We start from the raw sequence: 19,146 nt of genomic DNA on the forward strand, positions 1-19,146 counted from the left end.
CCCGCCTGCGCGGGAATGCAATGTCATTAAGTTAAGGGTTTTTAACCACAGATGTACACAGATAACCACAGATTTTTATATCTGTGTGCATCCTTTTTATCTGTGGTTAAATTATGCATGCCTGAGTCGAGGGCTTAAATAACGGCTTTGCGCGGGAATGACGAACAATTTAGCAATCTATCAATACGAACAATTTAAATAAACAATTTCCCAAAACAATAACAACGGCAATGCTTTAAGGCCTGGTGACAAACGAGCCTGGGCCTTAGGCTTTACCTAATACAAAACAGTCAGATAAAATGAAAAAAATACTATTACTTGCCGCTACACTCACTACTGGATTCTTCGCTAAAGCACAGGAAGAACCAAAAATTAAAGTAAGTGGTTACCTTGAGGCTTATTACGGATACGATTTTAACAAACCTGCTGACCATAACCGCCCGGGTTTTATTTATTCCCACAACCGCGCAAACGAAGTAAACCTAAACCTTGGTTTTATCAAGGCAGCTTATGATAGCGGAATGATCAGGGCTAATTTAGCGGTAATGGCCGGAACTTATGCCAATGCCAATCTTGCTGCGGAGCCAGGGGTTTTGAAAAATATCTTGGAGGCTAATGCCGGGGTAAAATTATCCAAAACAGAAAATCTTTGGATTGATGCCGGAGTCTTTTCTTCGCATATCGGTTTCGAAAGTGCGGTTTCGAAAGATTGTTGGGTACTTACCAGAAATATTTCTTCAGAAAATACACCTTATTACGAATCGGGTGCCAAAATTACTTATGGTTCCAAAGATGGAAAATTTACGGCTACCGCATTGTACCTGAACGGTTGGCAGCGCATTACCCGCCAGAATGGAAATAATAAACCGGCTGGCGGACTTCAGCTGACCTGGAAACCAACAGATAAAATTACGGTAAACTACAGCAATTATCTTGGTACAGAAGGGGCTGATTCGGTTAGGGTAAACAGGTTTTACCACAATGTTTATGGAATTTTTCAGCTTACCGATAAATTTGGTGTAACCCTTGGGTTGGATTATGGCACACAACAGAAACAAAAAGGCAGCAGCGATAAAAACGAAGTCATTTCTCCGGTAGCCATTGCACAATATAAATTTGCACCAAAATGGGCCGTTGCCGGAAGGTTTGAATATTATGAAGATAAAAGCGGAATTTTTATCGCTACTGGCACACCGCAAGGTTTTAAAACCAAAGGTTACTCTTTAAATCTTGATTACTCGCCAATCGCCAATGCTGTTGTGAGGTTGGAAGGAAAAGCCTACGATAGTAGAGACAAAATATTTGCCAGAGAAGGTGCTGCGGTTAATGCCAATGCAAGTTTAACAGCAAGTATTGCGGTATCGTTTTAAAAAATAAGTGCCGTCATCTCGACCGCAGTGGAGAGATCTGTTGAGTATCTTTTATATAGATCTCTCCATTTCGTTGCACTCCAGTCGAGATGACGACGCTTAGAAATGAATTTTTTGCAAAAACAAAAAACAATGCATCCCTACATAGAAATCATATTCAGCCTGTTTTTAGCGTTCTTAGGAGTATTAATGATGCGAAAATTGAATTCGTTAAAAAGGAATAAAACAGGTGCAAAAAAAAGAAGTTATGCCACAGAAAAATACTTCAAACTGCTTTATAATAAAATCTCTTTTAGGTTTATGATCGTATTATTTACGTTGGTTATGATTGTTGCAATTACTATATTGATCGAAGAAGGAGTAATGAAGGTTTCCTGGTAAAGATGATGGAAGAAGAGCAAAAAGAAGAATCTGTCAGACACTTTTTAGATCTGGTTAAAAAATCCAGGCGCGGAAAGCTCAAAATCTATATTGGCATGAGTGCTGGTGTGGGTAAAACTTACCGTATGCTTCAGGAATCGCATGCATTACTGCGAAATGGCGTAGATATTTGTATCGGTTATGTGGAGACCCATAAAAGGGCAGAAACAGAAGCCCTTGTTGCAGGCCTTCCGTTTATTCCGCTGCGCAAAATTTTTTACCGGGGCAAAGAAATATCGGAAATGGACCTTAAAGGGATCATGAATCGTCATCCGGAGATTGTTATTGTGGATGAACTTGCCCATACCAATGCCGAAGGCAGTAAAAACACCAAACGCTGGCAGGATGTTTTCGATCTGCTTGAGGCAGGGATCAGCGTAATCTCTGCAGTAAATATTCAGCACCTGGAAAGCATCAATGAAGAAATTGAGCAGATTACAGGTATAGCTGTGACGGAACGGATCCCGGATAAGATCTTGGAGATCGCTGATGAAATCGTAAATATCGACCTTACGGCTGATGAACTGGTTACCCGCCTTAAAGAAGGCAAAATTTACGATCAATCAAAAATCGAAAGGGCATTAAGTAATTTTTTTCAAGCTGATAAAATTCTTCAGCTGCGCGAGCTGGCCTTAAAAGAGGTGGTGCACCAGGTAGAACGGAAAATCCAGACCGAAATTCCCAAGTCAATTAAACTTAGGCCCGAACGCTTTTTGGCCTGTATTTCTTCCAACGCCGAAACCGCAGGAGTTGTGATCCGGAAAACAGCAAGACTTGCTTCCTATTACCGGTCGCCATGGATGGTGCTGTACGTGCAAAGCGATAGTGAAAGCATGGAACGCATTAAACTGGATAAACAGCGCCATCTGATTAACCATTTTAAACTGGCTACCGAACTGGGTGGCGAAGTCATTAAAATAAAAAGTAATGCCATTACCAAAACTATCATCGATATCGCTGCCGAAAAGGAAATTACCACAATTTGTATCGGCAAGCCCCACCTTAATATTTTTCAGGTAATTTTACGTACAGCAGTTTTTAATGGGCTGTTGAAAAATCTGGCAATGAAGGATATTGATTTGGTGATTTTATCATAAGATTTCTATCACCCCGCATATCCTGAAAATTAAAAGCTGATTTGCTTGGATATTTGATTTTTTAGACGCTGTGATTCACAGCTTTTTCGTTCTACGCCGTAGTTTTTCAAAGCAAGCTGGTATGATGCTGAAAACTATTCTAAAGGGGTGTATACTTACGACAGGAATTTTTATCGGGACTATAGCGAATGGTACGATTGCTGGCCTCGAAGAACAAAGAGCCACTCACTTCCTTCAATAAATATTATCTTTCCTGGTGTGTAAGGCTATTCAATTTTTCTCAAATTTATCAAAACTATATCCTTTAAGCGGGGTTGAAATAATAGAACCTATGGAAAGTGATATGGAAAAAAAAGAGACTAAAACACGTTTGATTAATGAGATTGCCACTGCAGGATTACAAAATGCTGCTAAAAAACTGGGTACTTCGGCAAGCAAAAAACAGATTAGAAAAGGTGTTTCAAAAAACATCAGTTTAATAGATGAGCTATTGCATATTGCTTTAATCAAAAATAAAGATTCATCGAAAAGGCTGCAACGCAATATTGAGTTTGTTGGCCTGGGTATAATGGCAGCGCATACTTTTTATCGTGGTTTTAAAAGGAAAAAAAGATTATTGATTTTCGAAGGCGTTTTCTTAACTGCGGCACTTGGTGGCGTATTACTGGCTACACAAGTTAAAGCCATAAAGTTGAAAATTAATCAATAATGCCGTTTATGGAGCAGCCAAAGGCTGTTTGTGTTTGCAATTAACAACTTCACAATAATTATATCAATTCTGATCATCTAATCATTAATGAGATGGAGAAAATAACTTTTTTTCTCTGCCTGGCAGTTTATTTTTAGCATATTTATATGAGATTTTTTAGCTGGAAAATTGTTCAGTTTGTATAACGTACATGATAATAGCTATTTTTATTAAAAACTTTATTTTAAAAAGTAAAAATGGATTTACAATTAAAGCATAAAACAGCTTTTATAAGTGGCTCTACTGCTGGGATCGGATTTGCAATTGCCGAAAGTTTATTAAAAGAAGGTGTAAAAGTGATTATCAATGGCCGGTCGCAAAGCAGTGTAGATGCTGCAGTGAAATTGCTGCAAGGTATTGCCGGGAACGAATTTATTTCGGGCATCGCTGCCGATTTTTCGAAAGCTGATGAAGTAAGTAACCTGATTGATAAACTACCGGAGATTGATATACTGATCAATAACGCTGGCATTTTTGAGCCTAAAGCTTTTGAAGACATCAGTGATGAAGATTGGTTTAGGTTTTTTGAAGTCAATGTAATGAGCGGAATCAGGTTGTCGCGGCAGTTATTCCCTAAAATGTTAAAGAAAAATTGGGGCAGGATTATTTTTATCTCCAGCGAATCGGCAGTATTTATTCCGGATGAAATGATCCACTACGGGATGACTAAAACTGCACAGCTGGCGGTTAGCCGTGGCCTGGCAGAATTAACTCAAGGTACAGAAGTAACCGTCAATTCAATTTTGCCCGGCCCAACCAAATCAAAAGGGGTTGGTGGTTTTATTGAAGATTTAGCCAAAAATGGAAACATTACCATTGCTGAGGTAGAAGCCGATTTCTTTAAGAACATGAGACCTACTTCATTACTGCAACGCTTTCTTGATGTTAGTGAGATAGCAAATGCAGTTGCTTTTTATGCAAGTCCATTAGCCTCGGGAACCAATGGTGCTGCCATTAGGGTAGAAGGCGGTTTGGTAAGATCGATATTGTAGTGTGTTATGGATCCTTTTTGCAGGCATAAGTAGGCTAATGAGCTTTAAGTTTATTTTTTTAGCTATTTAAATGCTGGTAATATATAGAGAATACGGCCAGTGTTTATGAAAAAACTGCTTCAGGCTGCGCTTACTGATAAGAATGTCTTCACTTTAATTAAGTCGCTACATTTAGATTACCAATTTATCCAGTAATGAAGGAGAGTTTTATCAAACTGAATAAAAGATGTTTTAATTAAGGTAATAGTTTCTTTAAAACGGATTTAAAATTTAAAAATAAATATTAATGGCGCAACAATTAGAAGTTTGGCAAAGAGGGCCACTGCCTGAAATTATCCCGATGTTACAACCTGTAGCACATGCCTTATTACAAGCAAGAGAAGAGATTAATGAGTATATGGTCGAATTCCCAATCGAACTGCTTTGGCAACGCCCCGCCGGAATGGCATCTACAGGTTTTCATCTTCAGCATTTAAGTGGAGTGCTTGATCGGGTATTTACTTATGCCAGGGCAGAAAGTCTTTCTGAATTTCAGTTTGCCCAGTTGGCTGAAGAGGGTAAAGATTCGGCAGCGGGATATACCGTGGCAGATCTTGTTAACCGTTTCAATAAACAGGTAGATCTTGCATTAGCGCAGATCAAAAGTACAGATGCGATCACATTGCCCGATTATAGAGGCGTAGGTCGCGCCGGACTTCCTTCAACTGTTATCGGTTTGTTGTTCCATGCAGCAGAGCATACTATGCGCCATGTAGGGCAACTGATGGTTACCGTAGCCGTAGTGAAGAATTATAAAGAAGTTTAAAATCGCCACTGCCATAGGGTTGTCACTCTACCTGCTAAATTTGCTGCATAATTTAATAATCGATGTACAATCTGTTCAGAGAAATTATTTTATGGATTGCGAAATAGCGGAAAATAAAGTAAAGGATATAGAAACTTTTCGTCCAGGGAGCATTGAAGAATGGCGGAACTGGCTGATGGAGCATCACGATTTTAAATCGTCGGTTTGGCTTGTTTACAGCAAGAAAGGTTCCGGTTTGCCAAGCATTACCTGGAGCGAAGCTGTAGATGAGGCCCTTTGTTTCGGTTGGATAGACAGTTTAAAAAAGTCAATAGATAGCGATACGTTTATGCAGTTTTTCTGTAAACGGAAAGCCAATAGCGTTTGGTCGAAAATCAATAAGGAAAAGGTAAAGCGCCTGTTGGCACAAAAACTTATCGCAAAAGCAGGTTTAGAAACCATTAAAAAGGCCAAAAAAGATGGGTCATGGGTAGCTTTAGATGTAGTAGAAACACTTAAAATACCTAAAGATTTAGCCTTAGAATTTAAAAACAGTAAAGACGCGAAGATTTTTTTCCTTAGCTTAAGTAAATCTGCTAAGAAAGCCATCTTACAGTGGATCGTAATGGCAAAAAAAAAAGCAGAAACCCGGCAAAACAGAATTCTTGAACTTGTAAAATCCTCATCAGAAAACGTATTGCCAAAGCAATTTCTCCGCTAGGAGGCAAACAATCTAATTTAGCTGTAAACATGGATATTACCAAAAGATTTGACCGGATACTACAGATATTTTTTCTATTGCAATCTAAATCTGTAGTCACTACAGATGAATTACAAAAGCGATTCGAAATCAGTTTAAGAACGATTTACAGGGATTTAAAAGCCCTGGAGATTGCCGGTATTCCGATCGTAAATGAATCAGGATCTGGCTATTCGATTATGGAAGGGTTTAGGCTGCAGCCATCAAGGTTTAGTCAGGAAGAGATTCTCAGTTTAATGGTTGCCGAAAAAGTGATGCAGAAACACGAAACCCAATTTGTTAAAAAACATTTTGAGGCAGCACTTATCAAAATAAAAAGCTCTTTTCAGGTGAATCAAAAAAGAGATTTCCTGCATTTAGAAGACACCATACATCTTAAAAACGACTTAAAATCTAAGGATTATCTGCCCAACATTATTGATGTTTTACTCAACAGCACCTTAAGGAAAAAGATAACCCATATCGATTACCTCAAAAGTGGTGATATTCATACGGTTGGCAGATCTGTTGAACCCATCGGTGTATTCTACGAACATAGTCTTTGGTATCTTTTAGCCTATTGCCATTTGAGGAAAGATTACCGCAATTTTAGATTAGACAGGGTTAAAAAAGTTATGATGCTTGAAGAAAACTTCACCATTGCACACCCGCCAATTAACGAATTCAGGGATAAAGACATATGCGAAAATATAACTAAAATCGAAATCAGGGTAGACCGGAAGTATGCCCATTTTCTATATTGGGAACGACAGATTTTCGGATTTACAAGCGAAGAAATTTCGGATGATTTTGTGGTCATGTATTTCGACTGTTCTCTTTCTGAAGTTTCTTTTGTGCGCTGGTTTGTTAAATTTGTTGATGCGGCCGAAATTATAGCACCAGCCCATTTGAATAATGAACTGGTTGAGATAATGGAATCTGGTTTGAAGAGAATAAAAAACAAAGAGGTTATATCGTAATATAGAATTGTCATCCTGAGGGATAATTTATTTTATAAAAATCAATATAAATGACAGTACTTAATCTACATGTAAAAATTCTCTCGCTTTACCGTCATTTCGAGCGGAGTGCTACCTGTACCGATTTTACATCGGTAACGCAGTTGAGAACCCGAAGGCTCTGCGAGGCAAAATCTGTTTTGATAAATCTCTCCACTTCGCGTTGCTTCGGTCGAGATGACGATCTTTTTTGGGTGTCGGTCAATGGTAGTGAGCTTGTATTGAGCGTAGTCGAAGTGAAGGACCTGTTTTAATGTCTTAAAATGCGTTTCTACAGGCTCAACATGACAGCATCTGAGTTGAAATAACCTTTATGATACAGTCTCTTGCTTTTTAATAACGGTCCCAGAAAAATGGAGGCTCAATGCCTAATGCCCTTAAATATACAAAGCCTTGTCCGCGGTGGTGTATTTCGTTATCAATGAAATACAAAAGGTGGCTAATGATCGAAAACTCGTATTGCCCGAATAATTTAATTGTTTCGTGAAGCTGATCCTCAGAGATTTGGTTAAAGTATTCCACAATTTTTGGGGTATCCTCATCCCATTTTGTTAGTAGTTCTTCTTTACTATTAAGCGGAAGATCATGACTAAAAGGAGCTGTCTCTCTGGTCACCATTTCTTTTAAACCAGGAACATCAATCGATAATAACTCTTTAATTAATGCCGAAAAAGGTCTCATCTCGCCGATTGAAAATTCAAATAATTCTTTTTCAGGAAATTTTTCAATGGTTTTTCGGGTTAGTTTTCTATGGCCTAACCAATGTTGTAGTAATTCGCTTTTAGTAATCATAGTTGCTGACATATTGTTTTATTATTTAATAGAACAAAGCTAAAACTGGCTTATGACAACTGTTTGTCAGTCGAAAAATGATATATTACATTTTTTTAAAATTTCTATTTATATTATGGTTTAAGAATTAGTTAAAAACCTTAAATGATGACCGCAGTTATGCAAACTTTTTTCGCAACCATTTACGCACCGGCTCGTCATACCACTTTAAGGCGGTGTATGCCAAAACAATGCTGCCAGCTAAAATAAGTAAGGCATACGGCCAGGCATGTACAATTGTAGTGCCTTTATGGTTACTGATCCAGGCCACGTAAAAATAAACCAAAGGATAATGTACCAGGTAAAGTGGATAAGATACATCACCTAAAAATTTGCATATCCTGTGCTCTCTTTGCGTTTGCAGCACGCCGCTGGCGCCAAGGTACACGATAAGCGGAAAACAATGATAATGCATACAGACTCATAAATCCCGTTCATCCAAAGATGTTCAGCACCTCCAATACGGGGCATATAAAGTACCAGCGCTACTAAAAGACTGCACCATAAAAAGGCATTTTTAACTCTGGTGGGCTTCGCGATACGCGAAAGTAACAAACCAGCAAAAAAAGGGTAAAGGGTACGGGTAAGTCCAATACGTACGTGTTCTGTATTTAGTGTCCAGCCGCCACTTACATCGCCGTTTGTAATGGCTAGCTGTGCCAATGCGATAGCGGCGATAACCACTAAGATACCTAATGCTGTTTTAGAAAATTTCCTGATCCATACCGCATAAAGAATATTGGCAATGTATTCAAAGAACAACGACCAGCCCACGCTGTTCATGGGGTGCATTTCTTGCCAGCCACGTATATCAAGGGATAATGGTAAAGGCAGGATGGTATAGCCAATTAATAGTACGAGTAACATCTTCCAGAGCGGAATAGTATGAATGAGCGGCCATATAGCAGAATCTGTATAATAGAATCCGATGGCGCCAAGGGTCATACCCAAAATCACCATGGGTTGCAGACGTAAGATGCGGCGTTTGAAAAAACTGCCAACACTCATTTTGTTCCACCTGTCGTCATAAGCGTAGCCCATTACAAAACCCGATAGTAAAAAGAAAAAATCTACAGCCAGATAGCCATGGTTCACCAGGATATCGAGGTGTCCGGTTCCCAAGGGCTCGGTTAAATGAAAGGTGACAACGATTATCGCTGCGACACCGCGAAGGCCATCTAATATAGGGTAATGTGGCTTGGTGGCCAGCTCATTATTTAGGTTAGTGCTCATGTAAGGCTTGTAAAAATAGCAAGCTGTAAAAATAACCAACATTCTTTACCCTATAACTTTGCATCTACAATGATACGTAAGGCATTGGGCCTTGTAGAGCTAGACGTTTTTTAACCATCAAAACTGTGCAGGAATTTTAATAAAAGAGGGCTTTATGAATTAAAAACTTTAATCATTACATTTGCCCTTGGTGAAAAACTTTGTATTCCTTTTTTCTCTTTATTTAATCCTTCTGGGCCTAATGCCCTGCCAGGACAAGGAAGATATGGTTTCCAGGTATCACATCGAAAGCATTGTGCACAGCGATCAATCAAAAGCTGGACATACGCATGGCGAATCCTGTCCGCCATTCTGTAGCTGTGCCTGCTGCTCGGTCGGTCAGCACTTCCCATCTGAAAAATTAACAAACCTTATTGTTCCGGTATTCCGGAAACCATACCCGGTTTTCCAGTGCTCGGCATTGAAAAAACAACCACTCGATATCTGGCAACCGCCTAAACTCATTTAATCAATCTTTCATCTCATGGCGATGTCCATGAAAAGTATGCTACGTACATGCATATTTTGCACCATAAGTGCAATGATGCCTGCTATTTATTGATTTTTGATTTAACTGACAATGCTGAACAGAATAATACAGTTCTCCATCAGGCAGAAACTGCTGGTGGGAATTATGATGCTGGCGCTGATTGCCTGGGGCGTATACTCCCTTAGGCAACTGCCCATAGATGCCCTTCCCGATATTACCAATAACCAGGTCCAGATTATTACCTCCTCGCCAAGTAATGGCGCGGAAGATATTGAACGCTTTGTCACCTACCCGGTAGAGCAAACGATGGCCACTATTCCGGGAATAGAGGAAGTCCGATCCTTTAGCAGGTTTGGCCTTTCAGTTGTTACGGTAGTGTTTAAGGAAAATATAGAGATTTACTGGGCCCGCCAACAGGTAAGTGAAAGGCTTGCCGAGGTAGAAAGGGCCATTCCGAAGGGAATCGGTACCCCTGAGATTGCACCATTAACTACTGGACTTGGAGAAATTTACCAATATGTAATTCACCCTAAAAAAGGATATGAAAAAAAATATGATGCCACAGCGCTCCGCACCATTCAAGACTGGATTGTTCGCCGCCAGCTCCTGGGCGTAGAGGGCATAGCAGATGTGAGCAGTTTTGGAGGGTACCTTAAGCAGTATGAAATTGCCCTTAATCCCGACAAGCTCAGAAGTATGGATATATCCATCAGCGATATTTTTAAGGCGCTTGAAAAAAATAATCAAAACACTGGTGGATCTTACATTGATAAAAAACCCAATGCCTATTTTATCAGGAGCGAGGGACTTATCAACAGTATGGAAGACATTGAGAACATCGTTGTACGGACCAATGAAAATAGTATTCCGGTGCTGATCCGAAATGTAGCTGAAGTGAGGATCGGTGCGGCTACCAGGTACGGTGCCATGACCAGAAATGATCAGGGCGAGGTTGTAGGAGCAGTAGTGATGATGCTAAAAGGCGCCAATTCTTCAAAGGTTATTGCGAACGTAAAAACCCGAATGGATCAGATTGCAAAGAATCTTCCGGAGGGCGTGGTTATAGAGCCGTTTCTTGACCGCACAAAATTAGTTGACAGTGCCATTGGTACGGTGACCAAAAACCTGGCAGAAGGAGCATTGATTGTGATTTTTGTATTGGTGCTGCTTTTGGGGAATTTCCGCGCCGGACTGATTGTGGCCTCGGTTATTCCACTTGCCATGCTTTTCGCAATATGCCTGATGAACCTTTTTGGTGTCAGCGGAAACCTGATGAGCCTTGGTGCCATAGACTTTGGGTTAATCGTAGATGGAGCAGTGATAATAGTGGAGGCATCTCTCCACCATCTGAGTATCCGAAAAAATAAGAGCAGGTTAAGCCAACAGGAGATGGATACAGAGATTTTTGAATCTGCTTCCAAGATTCGTAACAGTGCTGCTTTCGGCGAAATCATTATCCTTATCGTTTACCTCCCGATTCTGGCACTGGTTGGTATAGAAGGCAAGATGTTTAGGCCAATGGCTCAAACGGTGGCTTTTGCTATCTTCGGTGCTTTTATCTTATCATTAACTTATGTGCCGATGATGAGTGCACTGTTTCTAAATAAAACCATCAGCACTAAAAGAAATATCTCAGACAGGATCATGTCTTTTTTTCAAAGGGTATATACTCCAATGCTCAATTTTGCACTTCGGGCAAGGTTGGCTGTTGTTGGCATTGCAATAGGATTGTTTACTATTGGCCTTATTATTTTCAATTACCTGGGTGCAGAATTTATTCCAACACTGGAAGAGGGCGATTTTGCCGTAGAAACCAGGGTGCTTACCGGGAGCAGTCTTTCACAAACCATTGAAGCCGCTACACGGGCTGCAAAGGTGTTAAAAGCAAATTTTCCTGAAGTAAAAGAGGTCATCGGAAAGATCGGTTCCAGCGAGATTCCTACCGATCCTATGCCGGTAGAGGCCTGTGATCTGATGATTATTTTAAAGGATAAGGGGGATTGGACCAGTGCTTCGACCAGGGATGAACTTGCCGGAAAGATGCAGGCCAAACTTGAAAAGTACATTCCGGGCGTGACCTTCGGGTTCCAGCAACCCATCCAGATGCGGTTCAATGAACTGATGACTGGTGCAAGGCAGGATGTGGTGATAAAGATCTACGGAGAGGATTTTTCAAAATTGAGTGCTTATGCAGCAAAGATCGGTGCTATAGCAGGGAAAATCGAAGGTGCCCAGGATGTTTATGTGGAACAGGCTTCTGGACTTCCACAGGTTATCATCAAATTTCATAGGGAAAAGATTGCCCAGTTCGGACTGAACATCGAAGATGTGAATACGGCTATCCGCTCTGGCTTTGCCGGAGAGGTGGCTGGCCTTGTATTCGAAGGCGAAAAACGGTTCGATATGGTTGTTCGCCTGGAAAAAGAAAACAGGCAGTCGCTGGAAGATGTGAAAAACCTGTTCGTAACTGCACCTAACGGCAACCAGATCCCGCTGGAACAACTGGCTGATATCCAGTACAGGGAAGGTCCAAACCAGATCCAGCGGGACGATGCAAAGCGGCGGATCACCGTTGGATTTAACGTGAGAGGCAGGGATGTGGAAAGTATTGTAAAGGAAATCCAGCAGAAGATTGATGCAGAGGTTAAGTTTTCACCGGGATATTACCCAACATTTGGCGGCACTTTTGAGAATCTGCAGGCTGCTACTAAAAGATTGGGTATTGCGGTACCACTGGCTTTATTGCTCATTTTACTATTGCTTTATCTTACTTTTTCATCAATTAAACATGCACTTTTAATTTTTACCGCAATTCCACTGTCGGCCATTGGTGGCATATTTGCTTTGTGGGCTCGGGCCATGCCATTTAGTATCTCCGCAGGCATCGGCTTTATTGCGCTTTTTGGTGTGGCGGTACTAAACGGCATCGTACTGATCAGTGAATTTAACAGGTTAAAAAAAGAAGGAATGAAAGATATTCTCGAAATTATCAGAACTGGAACTTCGGTCAGGCTTCGTCCGGTTATTATGACGGCCCTAGTAGCCTCTCTGGGCTTTCTTCCAATGGCTATCTCGGGCGGAAGCGGGGCTGAAGTGCAGCGCCCATTGGCAACGGTTGTTATCGGTGGACTAATTTCAGCAACATTGTTAACCCTTTTGGTACTTCCGGTGCTTTATATCTGGGTAGAAAAAATGGGCGGAAAAAAAGTAAAAATAGCTCCGGTAGCGGGAATAATTGTAGTTTTTGTTACGCTGCTTGGATTTCAACCTGCTAAAGCCCAGACTGTGTTAACCCTTAAACAGGCGGTATCTTCGGCGCTGGAAAACAACAGGGCGATTAGCGGTGCTAATCTTGGTGTAGGGTTGCAACAGGCACTCAGGAAAAGCGCTTTCGAAATGCCCAAAACTGAAGTCTCTATGCTTTATGGACAGTATAATAGTCTGGTTAAAAACGACAACAACTTTACCGTTTCGCAAACCATTCCTTTCCCAACACTTTTCACCGCAAATGCGGCATTAGGTAATGAACGCATCAAAGCGGGCCAGCATCAGGTCGCTTCAAGTAAAAACGAGCTTATTTTTCAGGTTAAAACAGTTTACACCAATCTTCAGTACCTATATTCGAAGGAGAAACTGTTGCTAGAGCAAGACAGCATTTATAAGGGTTTTGTAAAATCGGCTTCGCTAAAGTACAAAACAGGCGAGGGCAACCTGCTTGAAAAGGTAGCTGCCGAGACACAGCTCAAGGATGTACAGAACCTGCTTGATCAGGACCGGTCTGACATCGAAATTTATAAAGCGCAGCTTGCTACGCTTTTAGGCAGGGGTGGTCTACCCTTAATCGCCGACAAGTTTTTAAAAGAAGCACCCGGGATTTCGATAGGAGATACGGCACTTCTAAATGAAAATCCAGCCATTGCTTATTTCAGGCAGCAGGTTGTGATTGCCGAAAAACAGCGGAAGGTAGAACTTGCCAAATCATTACCCGATTTCACTCTGGGTTATTTCAACCAGTCGCTAACCGGTTTTCAAAACGTTAATGGCAATGATGTTTTCTTTGGCCGCGACAAACGTTTCCAGGGCTTCCAGGTAGGACTTTCCGTTCCGCTATTTTACAGGGCTTATTCAGCAAAGGCTAAGGCTGCATCAATTAACCGCGATATTGCTTCGAACGATCTGGAACTTCAGCAGCGAAAACTAACAGGCCAGTACCAGCAGGCCCTGGGCGAATACCTGAAAAACAGGAAACGTTACGATTATTTTATCACCTCGGCTCTGGCCAATGCGGCGTTGATCTTAAAAAACAGCCGGATTGCCTACCAGAACGGAGAAATAGGCTATTCCGAATACCTGTTAAACCTTAAACAGGCAAACGGTATTTACGAGGGCAGCCTGATGGCCCTGCTCCAGTTAAGCCAGAGCATTAACCAGATTGAATTTTTAACCGGTAATAACCAACCATTTTAAGCATAAATCTCATGAGATCCATATATAAATATCTTATCCTGTTATCCTTCCCGTTTTATTTGGCTGGCTGTGGCCGTCCAGGTGCCGAAAAGGAACCTGGGAAAGAAACCGTTCACGAAAAGAGCGATATCATAACCCTTACTCCGGAGCAGCACAAGCTATCGGAAATTACCCTGGGAGATATTGAGTTGAAGGAATTAAGTGGCACAACAAAAGTAAACGGGATGCTCGACCTTCCACCACAGAGCCTGGTATCAATTTCCACGCCGCTGGAAGGGATTGTAAAAAGCACCAATATGTTGCAGGGAAAACGTGTAGCCAAAGGGGAACTTGTAGCCGTAATGCAGAATCCGGAATTCATTCAGATGCAACAAGACTACCTGGATTATAAAAGCCAGCTGCAGTTTTTAAAGCAGGAACTCGACCGCCAGGAAGAACTAGCAAAAGAAAATGTGAATTCCAAAAAAGCATTACAGAAAGCAAGGAGCGAATACCAGAGTGTAAGTGCAAGATTGCTGGGACAGCGTTCAAAACTTTCCATTATGAATATCAGTTTTTCGGCACTGGAAAAAGGACAGATCCAGAAAACCTTTAACCTCTATACACCAATGGCGGGCTACGTTACTCAGGTTAACACCAATATTGGCGCCTTTGCCAGTACCACCGATGTGCTGTTCAAAATTGCCGATACTGAGCACCTGCATGCAGAGCTTACCGTATTTGAAAAAGATGTACCCAAGCTTAAGCTGGGGCAGAAAGTCCGCTTTGTGCTGGCCAACGAGGAAAAAGAACGTATGGCTACTGTTTATCTCATTGGCAGGGAAATCAGTAAAGAGCGTACCGTACAAATTCACTGCCACCTGGACAAGGAGGATACACAGTTACTTCCGGGCATGTATCTTAAAGCCTATGTAGAAAGTGGAATGAACAAGGTTGAAGCACTACCCGATGCCGCAATTGTTGAATTTGAAGGCAAAAAATTCGTGTTTATAAATCAGCCAGCTGATAAGGGTAATAATACTTACCGCTACAGGATGATGGAAGTAAAAACAGGAATTGCCGAGAATGGTTACACCCAGGTTTCTTCTGCGGAGCAGATTAATAATGCGAAGGTGGTGATAAAGGGCGCCTATGATCTGTTAAGCAAGGTAAAGAATGCCGAAGAGGAAGGAGAAGGGCATTAATCAGCACTGCAGTCGTCAGTCTGAGCGTAGCCGAAGACTTCTTGTAAATCGCCCTTCGACTACGCTATCAATGACATACTTCAAAAGGTCGTCATCTAAAGTCAAATTGATTATAGATAGACATTAACATAAATGCCCATCTTTCGATGTGCTTTTAATTAGTAACAATTAATTTTATTGTTAATTAAGAATCGTTTAATTGATCTGAAACTGCGAATCTTCCGCATCAGTCTAAAGTTGTCTGCTAACCTGTAAAAAATGTCTGAAATGGACGGCATTACGGAGTAATTTAATTCCAAATGCTTCAAAAATACCTAAAAACCGGTATAGATTGCTGTTTGCAAGGATTTTATCTTTGCCTAACCTTTTGGAAGGCTTTATGAGGCTGTCTAAAAGAAGAATTTCATTCTTTAATCAAGTTTAATTTTATCTACATGAAAAAACAATTATTTGTGATGGCTGTCTTTATGGCTACGTGCGTTGTTGCAATGGCCCAGTCAGCATCAAAAGGCAAAGTATTGCCCAAAACTAAAGTTAAACAGGAAAACAAGGTTTCTGCAAAAAATACGACTTCAATTAGGGCATACGGAAAAGGCGATCAATTGCTGAATGTTGGTATCGGTATTGGCAGTCCGTTTTTTGGTTCGGGTTACGCTGCATCGCTGCCGGTAAATCCCAGTGTTTCTTTCGAAAAAGGTATTACCGACGAAATTAGCGTAGGTGGACAATTGGCTTATGCCAGTTCGAAATATGATTTAAATACGGCAGGCGCAAACTATAGCTTCAAACAGAACGCGTTTTACATTGGTGCGCGAGGTTCCTACCATTTTAACGAATTGCTCGAGCTCGCACCTAAATTTGATGTGTATGGCGGGGCGAGTCTGGGCTACGTTATTGCCAGTGTAAGTAACAGCGAGGGTTTTAATGGTGCTACAGGCAGCGGCATTGGCTTTGGTTTGTTTGCGGGCGGTAAGTATTACCTTTCTAACCATACAGCTCTTTTTGCAGAACTCGGCTACCAGAGCCTGGGATTGCTTAACGTGGGTGTGGCTTTTAAACTTTAACGATTAAGAACATTTATACAAATTACTGGCGCTATAACTATAGTCAAACTAGTTTACATCGATATAAACCACAAAAGCCCATCGAAAGATGGGCTTTTGTGGCTATGAAAAAAAAGCCAGGTAAGCAACTTTTCTTCATATTTTTATTGATCATTTTGAGCGTAGCCAATAAGATCACCAATATAATTGTTTAATTCCTTGTTGGTTAACGTAGTTGTTTTAGAAAGATCTTCTATTGCCCAGAGAAAGTTGTTACGGTTCGGATTCGGAGTGTGTAGAATAAGGCATCATGATAACTGTCAAAATCGATCAACGTTGCCCATATCTGATAATTTATCTGTAATAACCACTACTTAAATTGACATTGTACTTTTGCTACACTCAGTTGTTAAATTTCCATGATCTGATTGGTAGCCCGCTCCAATATTTCAAATGCCGCCTCTGCCATTTTGTTGCCTTTTCTGTCCAGTAACGGATTTACTTCTACAACTTCCAGGCAGATAACCTTATTTGATGCCAGGATCCGATCCATTATCTCGAGGATCTCAGATATATCAAAACCTTTAGGCACGGGGGTACCTGTTCCATCAGATATTCTATCGCTGTCCATACTGTCAACATCAAACGAGATATAGATAATTTTGCAATGGCTCAATCTGTTTAGCGCTTCCTGAACACATTGCTTAATGCCGAGATACCTTACCTCTTCAACTGAAAAATTTCTTATACATTTTTGTTTTATCAGTGCTAGTTCTGCCTGCTCCATATCCCTTACACCAAAATAAACCAGGTTATCGGGAGCAATTTTTTTCTCCTTCATCCCAATTTCCTTCATTCGGTTCCATAATTCAATGGTTTCATCTTCGAGGTTGTTGACCTGATTTTCTTTATTATCTATTCCAAGTGCAGCTGCCAATGGCATCCCATGGATATTACCGGATGGGGAGGTAAATGGGGAATGAATATCTGCATGTGCATCAATCCAGACTACGCCTAAATCTTCTTTAGGCTTTGCCATCCGGATGCCACTGATGGTGCCCAGTGCAGAGGAGTGATCGCCTGACAGCACAATCGGAAACTCATCATCCATCAATGTCACTGAAACGGCCTGGGCTACTCTTTCACATTGTTCTAGCACTTGTGCAATCCTTTTCGCAAAAGCGTTTCTGTCTTTATTGTAAATTGACTCGTTATGGGTTTTGACGTCCAAAAATGCATATTGGTTAAAATATTCGCTGCCCTTATTTATTGCTGCAATCTCAATCGCATCAATCCCCAAATCTGAACCACGTGTTCCTGCACCAATATCCGATCTGTTTTTAATCAATTTTATAACTTTTCCCATCTTTATGATTTAAAGTTTTCTAATGCTTCAGCAATAATTTTAAGGCTCGTTTGCACTTCCTCTTTTGAAATAATTAACGGTGGCGCCAATCGTATTTTGTTACCGTGGGTAGGTTTGGCCAGCAATCCGCCCTCCATTAGTTTTACACAAATTTCCCATCCCATCTTCGAATGTTCATCGCAATCTATTTCAATTGCATTTAAAAGTCCTTTGCCCCGAACCTTTTTAATGATGCTGTTGCGTTTCGCGATGTCCTGTAAACCATCCCGAAAGATAACGCCCATTGAAGCCGCATTAGCGGGCATGTTTTCATCTATGATGACCTGCAAAGCAACTTCGGCTACTGCTGCTGCTAAGGGGTTACCGCCAAAGGTCGAGCCATGTTCACCAGCTTTGATGGTCAACATAATTTCATCATCAGCAAGCACTGCAGATACAGGTAAAACTCCTCCGGAAAGGGCTTTGCCAAGGATGATCATATCAGGTCTGTTTTCCAAAGTCTGAACGTCGTAAGATGCCATTAAGCGACCAGTCCTGCCCATACCGGTCTGAATTTCATCCGCAATATACAATACGCCATGGTTTTTGCATATCCTGGAGACATTAGCAAGGTAGTTATCGTCTGGAATGATTACACCAGCTTCACCCTGTATAGGTTCAACCAGGAAACCGGCAATGTAAGGGTCTGACTTTAGCAAACTTTCCAGGGCATCAATATTATTGTAAGGAACCTGCAGTATACCCTCTAAAAATGGACCAAAACCATCCTTCGCACTTCGGTCACTGGATCCTGAAATTATAGATATTGTTCTGCCATGAAAGTTATTGGAGGCAAATGCAATCTTTGCGTTCCCGGCTGGGATTTTCTTTTTTTGATAGGCCCACTTTCTGCACAGTTTAATCGCAGTTTCCACTGCTTCTGCGCCTGAGTTCATTAATAACACTTTATCAAACCCAAACGTTGTCGATAATTGCTCTTCCAGATGGCCAAGTTTATTATTATAAAAAGCCCTGGAGGTCAGGGTTAACCTGCTGGCCTGGTCGATTAATGCGTCGATAATTTTTGGGTGACAATGCCCCTGGTTGACCGCAGAGTATGCGGATAAAAAATCAAAATAACTGTTTCCTTCTACGTCCCATAGCTTTATTCCACTTCCTTTCTCTAAAACAACAGGTAGGGGGTGATAGTTATGCGCCCCGAATAATAATTCTCTATCGATATATGCTTTGCTGATTTCCGACATGATATATTGGTTAGTTTATTGGTCAAAAATATTAGAATTAACTATTTCAGTCAACAATAGCTTATTATTGTTTATTTTTG

17 protein-coding genes are annotated in these 19,146 nt (G+C 41.0%); 12 read left to right on the forward strand and 5 right to left on the reverse strand.

What is annotated here, in order from left to right; translation table 11 throughout:
• Nucleotides 1–299: 299 nt before the first annotated feature.
• The 8 genes from FFJ24_RS00135 (at nt 300) to FFJ24_RS00170 (ending at nt 7,130) form a co-directional block, all read left to right on the forward strand.
• Nucleotides 300–1,370 (forward strand): porin, encoded by a 1,071-nt coding sequence (locus FFJ24_RS00135; protein ID WP_138820115.1) that lies wholly within the window; start codon nt 300–302, stop codon nt 1,368–1,370.
• A gap of 132 nt (nt 1,371–1,502) precedes the next feature.
• Entirely contained in the window at nt 1,503–1,751 is a 249-nt protein-coding gene (locus FFJ24_RS00140) for a hypothetical protein (protein WP_138820117.1), read from the forward strand.
• Nucleotides 1,752–1,756: 5 nt separating this feature from the next.
• Nucleotides 1,757–2,887 carry a sensor protein KdpD gene (locus tag FFJ24_RS00145; RefSeq protein WP_138820819.1) on the forward strand — a complete coding sequence of 377 codons (1,131 nt, stop codon included), beginning with the start codon at nt 1,757–1,759 and terminating at the stop codon, nt 2,885–2,887.
• A gap of 343 nt (nt 2,888–3,230) precedes the next feature.
• A complete protein-coding gene (locus FFJ24_RS00150) occupies nt 3,231–3,596 on the forward strand; it encodes a hypothetical protein (protein WP_138820119.1) in 366 nt (121 codons plus the stop codon).
• Nucleotides 3,597–3,832: 236 nt separating this feature from the next.
• Nucleotides 3,833–4,627: an SDR family NAD(P)-dependent oxidoreductase gene (locus tag FFJ24_RS00155; RefSeq protein ID WP_138820121.1), complete on the forward strand. Its 795-nt coding sequence runs from the start codon at nt 3,833–3,835 to the stop codon at nt 4,625–4,627.
• Nucleotides 4,628–4,913: 286 nt separating this feature from the next.
• Entirely contained in the window at nt 4,914–5,432 is a 519-nt protein-coding gene (locus FFJ24_RS00160; RefSeq protein ID WP_138820123.1) for a DinB family protein, read from the forward strand.
• Between the two features lie 91 nt (nt 5,433–5,523).
• Nucleotides 5,524–6,132: a YdeI family protein gene (locus tag FFJ24_RS00165; RefSeq protein ID WP_138820125.1), complete on the forward strand. Its 609-nt coding sequence runs from the start codon at nt 5,524–5,526 to the stop codon at nt 6,130–6,132.
• A 29-nt stretch (nt 6,133–6,161) separates the two neighbouring features.
• Nucleotides 6,162–7,130: a YafY family protein gene (locus tag FFJ24_RS00170; protein WP_138820127.1), complete on the forward strand. Its 969-nt coding sequence runs from the start codon at nt 6,162–6,164 to the stop codon at nt 7,128–7,130.
• A 372-nt stretch (nt 7,131–7,502) separates the two neighbouring features.
• On the opposite strand, the gene FFJ24_RS00175 is transcribed toward FFJ24_RS00170, so the two are convergent.
• The 3 genes from FFJ24_RS00175 to FFJ24_RS00180 form a co-directional block, all read right to left on the reverse strand.
• Complete coding sequence (locus FFJ24_RS00175; RefSeq protein WP_138820128.1) at nt 7,503–7,973, reverse strand: DinB family protein; 471 nt, start codon at nt 7,971–7,973, stop codon at nt 7,503–7,505.
• Between the two features lie 145 nt (nt 7,974–8,118).
• Entirely contained in the window at nt 8,119–8,415 is a 297-nt protein-coding gene (locus FFJ24_RS26700; protein WP_371716938.1) for an acyltransferase family protein, read from the reverse strand.
• A complete protein-coding gene (locus FFJ24_RS00180; protein ID WP_371716939.1) occupies nt 8,325–9,233 on the reverse strand; it encodes an acyltransferase family protein in 909 nt (302 codons plus the stop codon). Before FFJ24_RS00180 ends, FFJ24_RS26700 begins: the two co-directional genes overlap by 91 nt.
• 190 nt (nt 9,234–9,423) lie before the next feature.
• Here FFJ24_RS00180 and FFJ24_RS26705 point away from each other — a divergent pair, with 190 nt between their 5' ends.
• From FFJ24_RS26705 to FFJ24_RS00195, 4 genes are all read left to right on the forward strand, one after another.
• Entirely contained in the window at nt 9,424–9,741 is a 318-nt protein-coding gene (locus FFJ24_RS26705; protein WP_371716940.1) for a DUF6660 family protein, read from the forward strand.
• A 111-nt stretch (nt 9,742–9,852) separates the two neighbouring features.
• Nucleotides 9,853–14,229: a CusA/CzcA family heavy metal efflux RND transporter gene (locus FFJ24_RS00185; RefSeq protein WP_138820130.1), complete on the forward strand. Its 4,377-nt coding sequence runs from the start codon at nt 9,853–9,855 to the stop codon at nt 14,227–14,229.
• Nucleotides 14,230–14,240: 11 nt separating this feature from the next.
• A complete protein-coding gene (locus tag FFJ24_RS00190) occupies nt 14,241–15,413 on the forward strand; it encodes an efflux RND transporter periplasmic adaptor subunit (protein WP_138820131.1) in 1,173 nt (390 codons plus the stop codon).
• Between the two features lie 434 nt (nt 15,414–15,847).
• Nucleotides 15,848–16,477: an outer membrane beta-barrel protein gene (locus FFJ24_RS00195; protein ID WP_138820133.1), complete on the forward strand. Its 630-nt coding sequence runs from the start codon at nt 15,848–15,850 to the stop codon at nt 16,475–16,477.
• Nucleotides 16,478–16,865: 388 nt separating this feature from the next.
• On the opposite strand, the gene rocF is transcribed toward FFJ24_RS00195, so the two are convergent.
• Together rocF and rocD are read right to left on the reverse strand one after the other, a co-directional pair.
• Nucleotides 16,866–17,822, reverse strand: a complete 957-nt coding sequence (rocF, locus tag FFJ24_RS00200; protein WP_138820136.1) for an arginase — start codon at nt 17,820–17,822, stop codon at nt 16,866–16,868.
• Between the two features lie 2 nt (nt 17,823–17,824).
• A complete protein-coding gene (gene rocD, locus FFJ24_RS00205; protein ID WP_138820138.1) occupies nt 17,825–19,066 on the reverse strand; it encodes an ornithine--oxo-acid transaminase in 1,242 nt (413 codons plus the stop codon).
• Nucleotides 19,067–19,146 lie beyond the last annotated feature (80 nt).

The sequence above is a fragment of the Pedobacter sp. KBS0701 genome, from assembly GCF_005938645.2.
In the GTDB taxonomy this organism is placed as follows: Bacteria; Bacteroidota; Bacteroidia; order Sphingobacteriales; family Sphingobacteriaceae; genus Pedobacter.

Bases quoted from the DNA above. Each gene is read 5' to 3' on its own strand.
- FFJ24_RS00135 (WP_138820115.1), top strand. From the start codon at position 300: ATGAAAAAAATACTATTACTTGCCGCTACACTCACTACTGGATTCTTC.
- FFJ24_RS00140 (WP_138820117.1), top strand. From the start codon at position 1,503: ATGCATCCCTACATAGAAATCATATTCAGCCTGTTTTTAGCGTTCTTA.
- FFJ24_RS00145 (WP_138820819.1), top strand. From the start codon at position 1,757: ATGGAAGAAGAGCAAAAAGAAGAATCTGTCAGACACTTTTTAGATCTG.
- FFJ24_RS00150 (WP_138820119.1), top strand. From the start codon at position 3,231: ATGGAAAAAAAAGAGACTAAAACACGTTTGATTAATGAGATTGCCACT.
- FFJ24_RS00155 (WP_138820121.1), top strand. From the start codon at position 3,833: ATGGATTTACAATTAAAGCATAAAACAGCTTTTATAAGTGGCTCTACT.
- FFJ24_RS00160 (WP_138820123.1), top strand. From the start codon at position 4,914: ATGGCGCAACAATTAGAAGTTTGGCAAAGAGGGCCACTGCCTGAAATT.
- FFJ24_RS00165 (WP_138820125.1), top strand. From the start codon at position 5,524: ATGGATTGCGAAATAGCGGAAAATAAAGTAAAGGATATAGAAACTTTT.
- FFJ24_RS00170 (WP_138820127.1), top strand. From the start codon at position 6,162: ATGGATATTACCAAAAGATTTGACCGGATACTACAGATATTTTTTCTA.
- FFJ24_RS00175 (WP_138820128.1), bottom strand. From the start codon at position 7,973: ATGTCAGCAACTATGATTACTAAAAGCGAATTACTACAACATTGGTTA.
- FFJ24_RS26700 (WP_371716938.1), bottom strand. From the start codon at position 8,415: ATGCATTATCATTGTTTTCCGCTTATCGTGTACCTTGGCGCCAGCGGC.
- FFJ24_RS00180 (WP_371716939.1), bottom strand. From the start codon at position 9,233: ATGAGCACTAACCTAAATAATGAGCTGGCCACCAAGCCACATTACCCT.
- FFJ24_RS00185 (WP_138820130.1), top strand. From the start codon at position 9,853: ATGCTGAACAGAATAATACAGTTCTCCATCAGGCAGAAACTGCTGGTG.
- FFJ24_RS00190 (WP_138820131.1), top strand. From the start codon at position 14,241: ATGAGATCCATATATAAATATCTTATCCTGTTATCCTTCCCGTTTTAT.
- FFJ24_RS00195 (WP_138820133.1), top strand. From the start codon at position 15,848: ATGAAAAAACAATTATTTGTGATGGCTGTCTTTATGGCTACGTGCGTT.
- rocF (WP_138820136.1), bottom strand. From the start codon at position 17,822: ATGGGAAAAGTTATAAAATTGATTAAAAACAGATCGGATATTGGTGCA.
- rocD (WP_138820138.1), bottom strand. From the start codon at position 19,066: ATGTCGGAAATCAGCAAAGCATATATCGATAGAGAATTATTATTCGGG.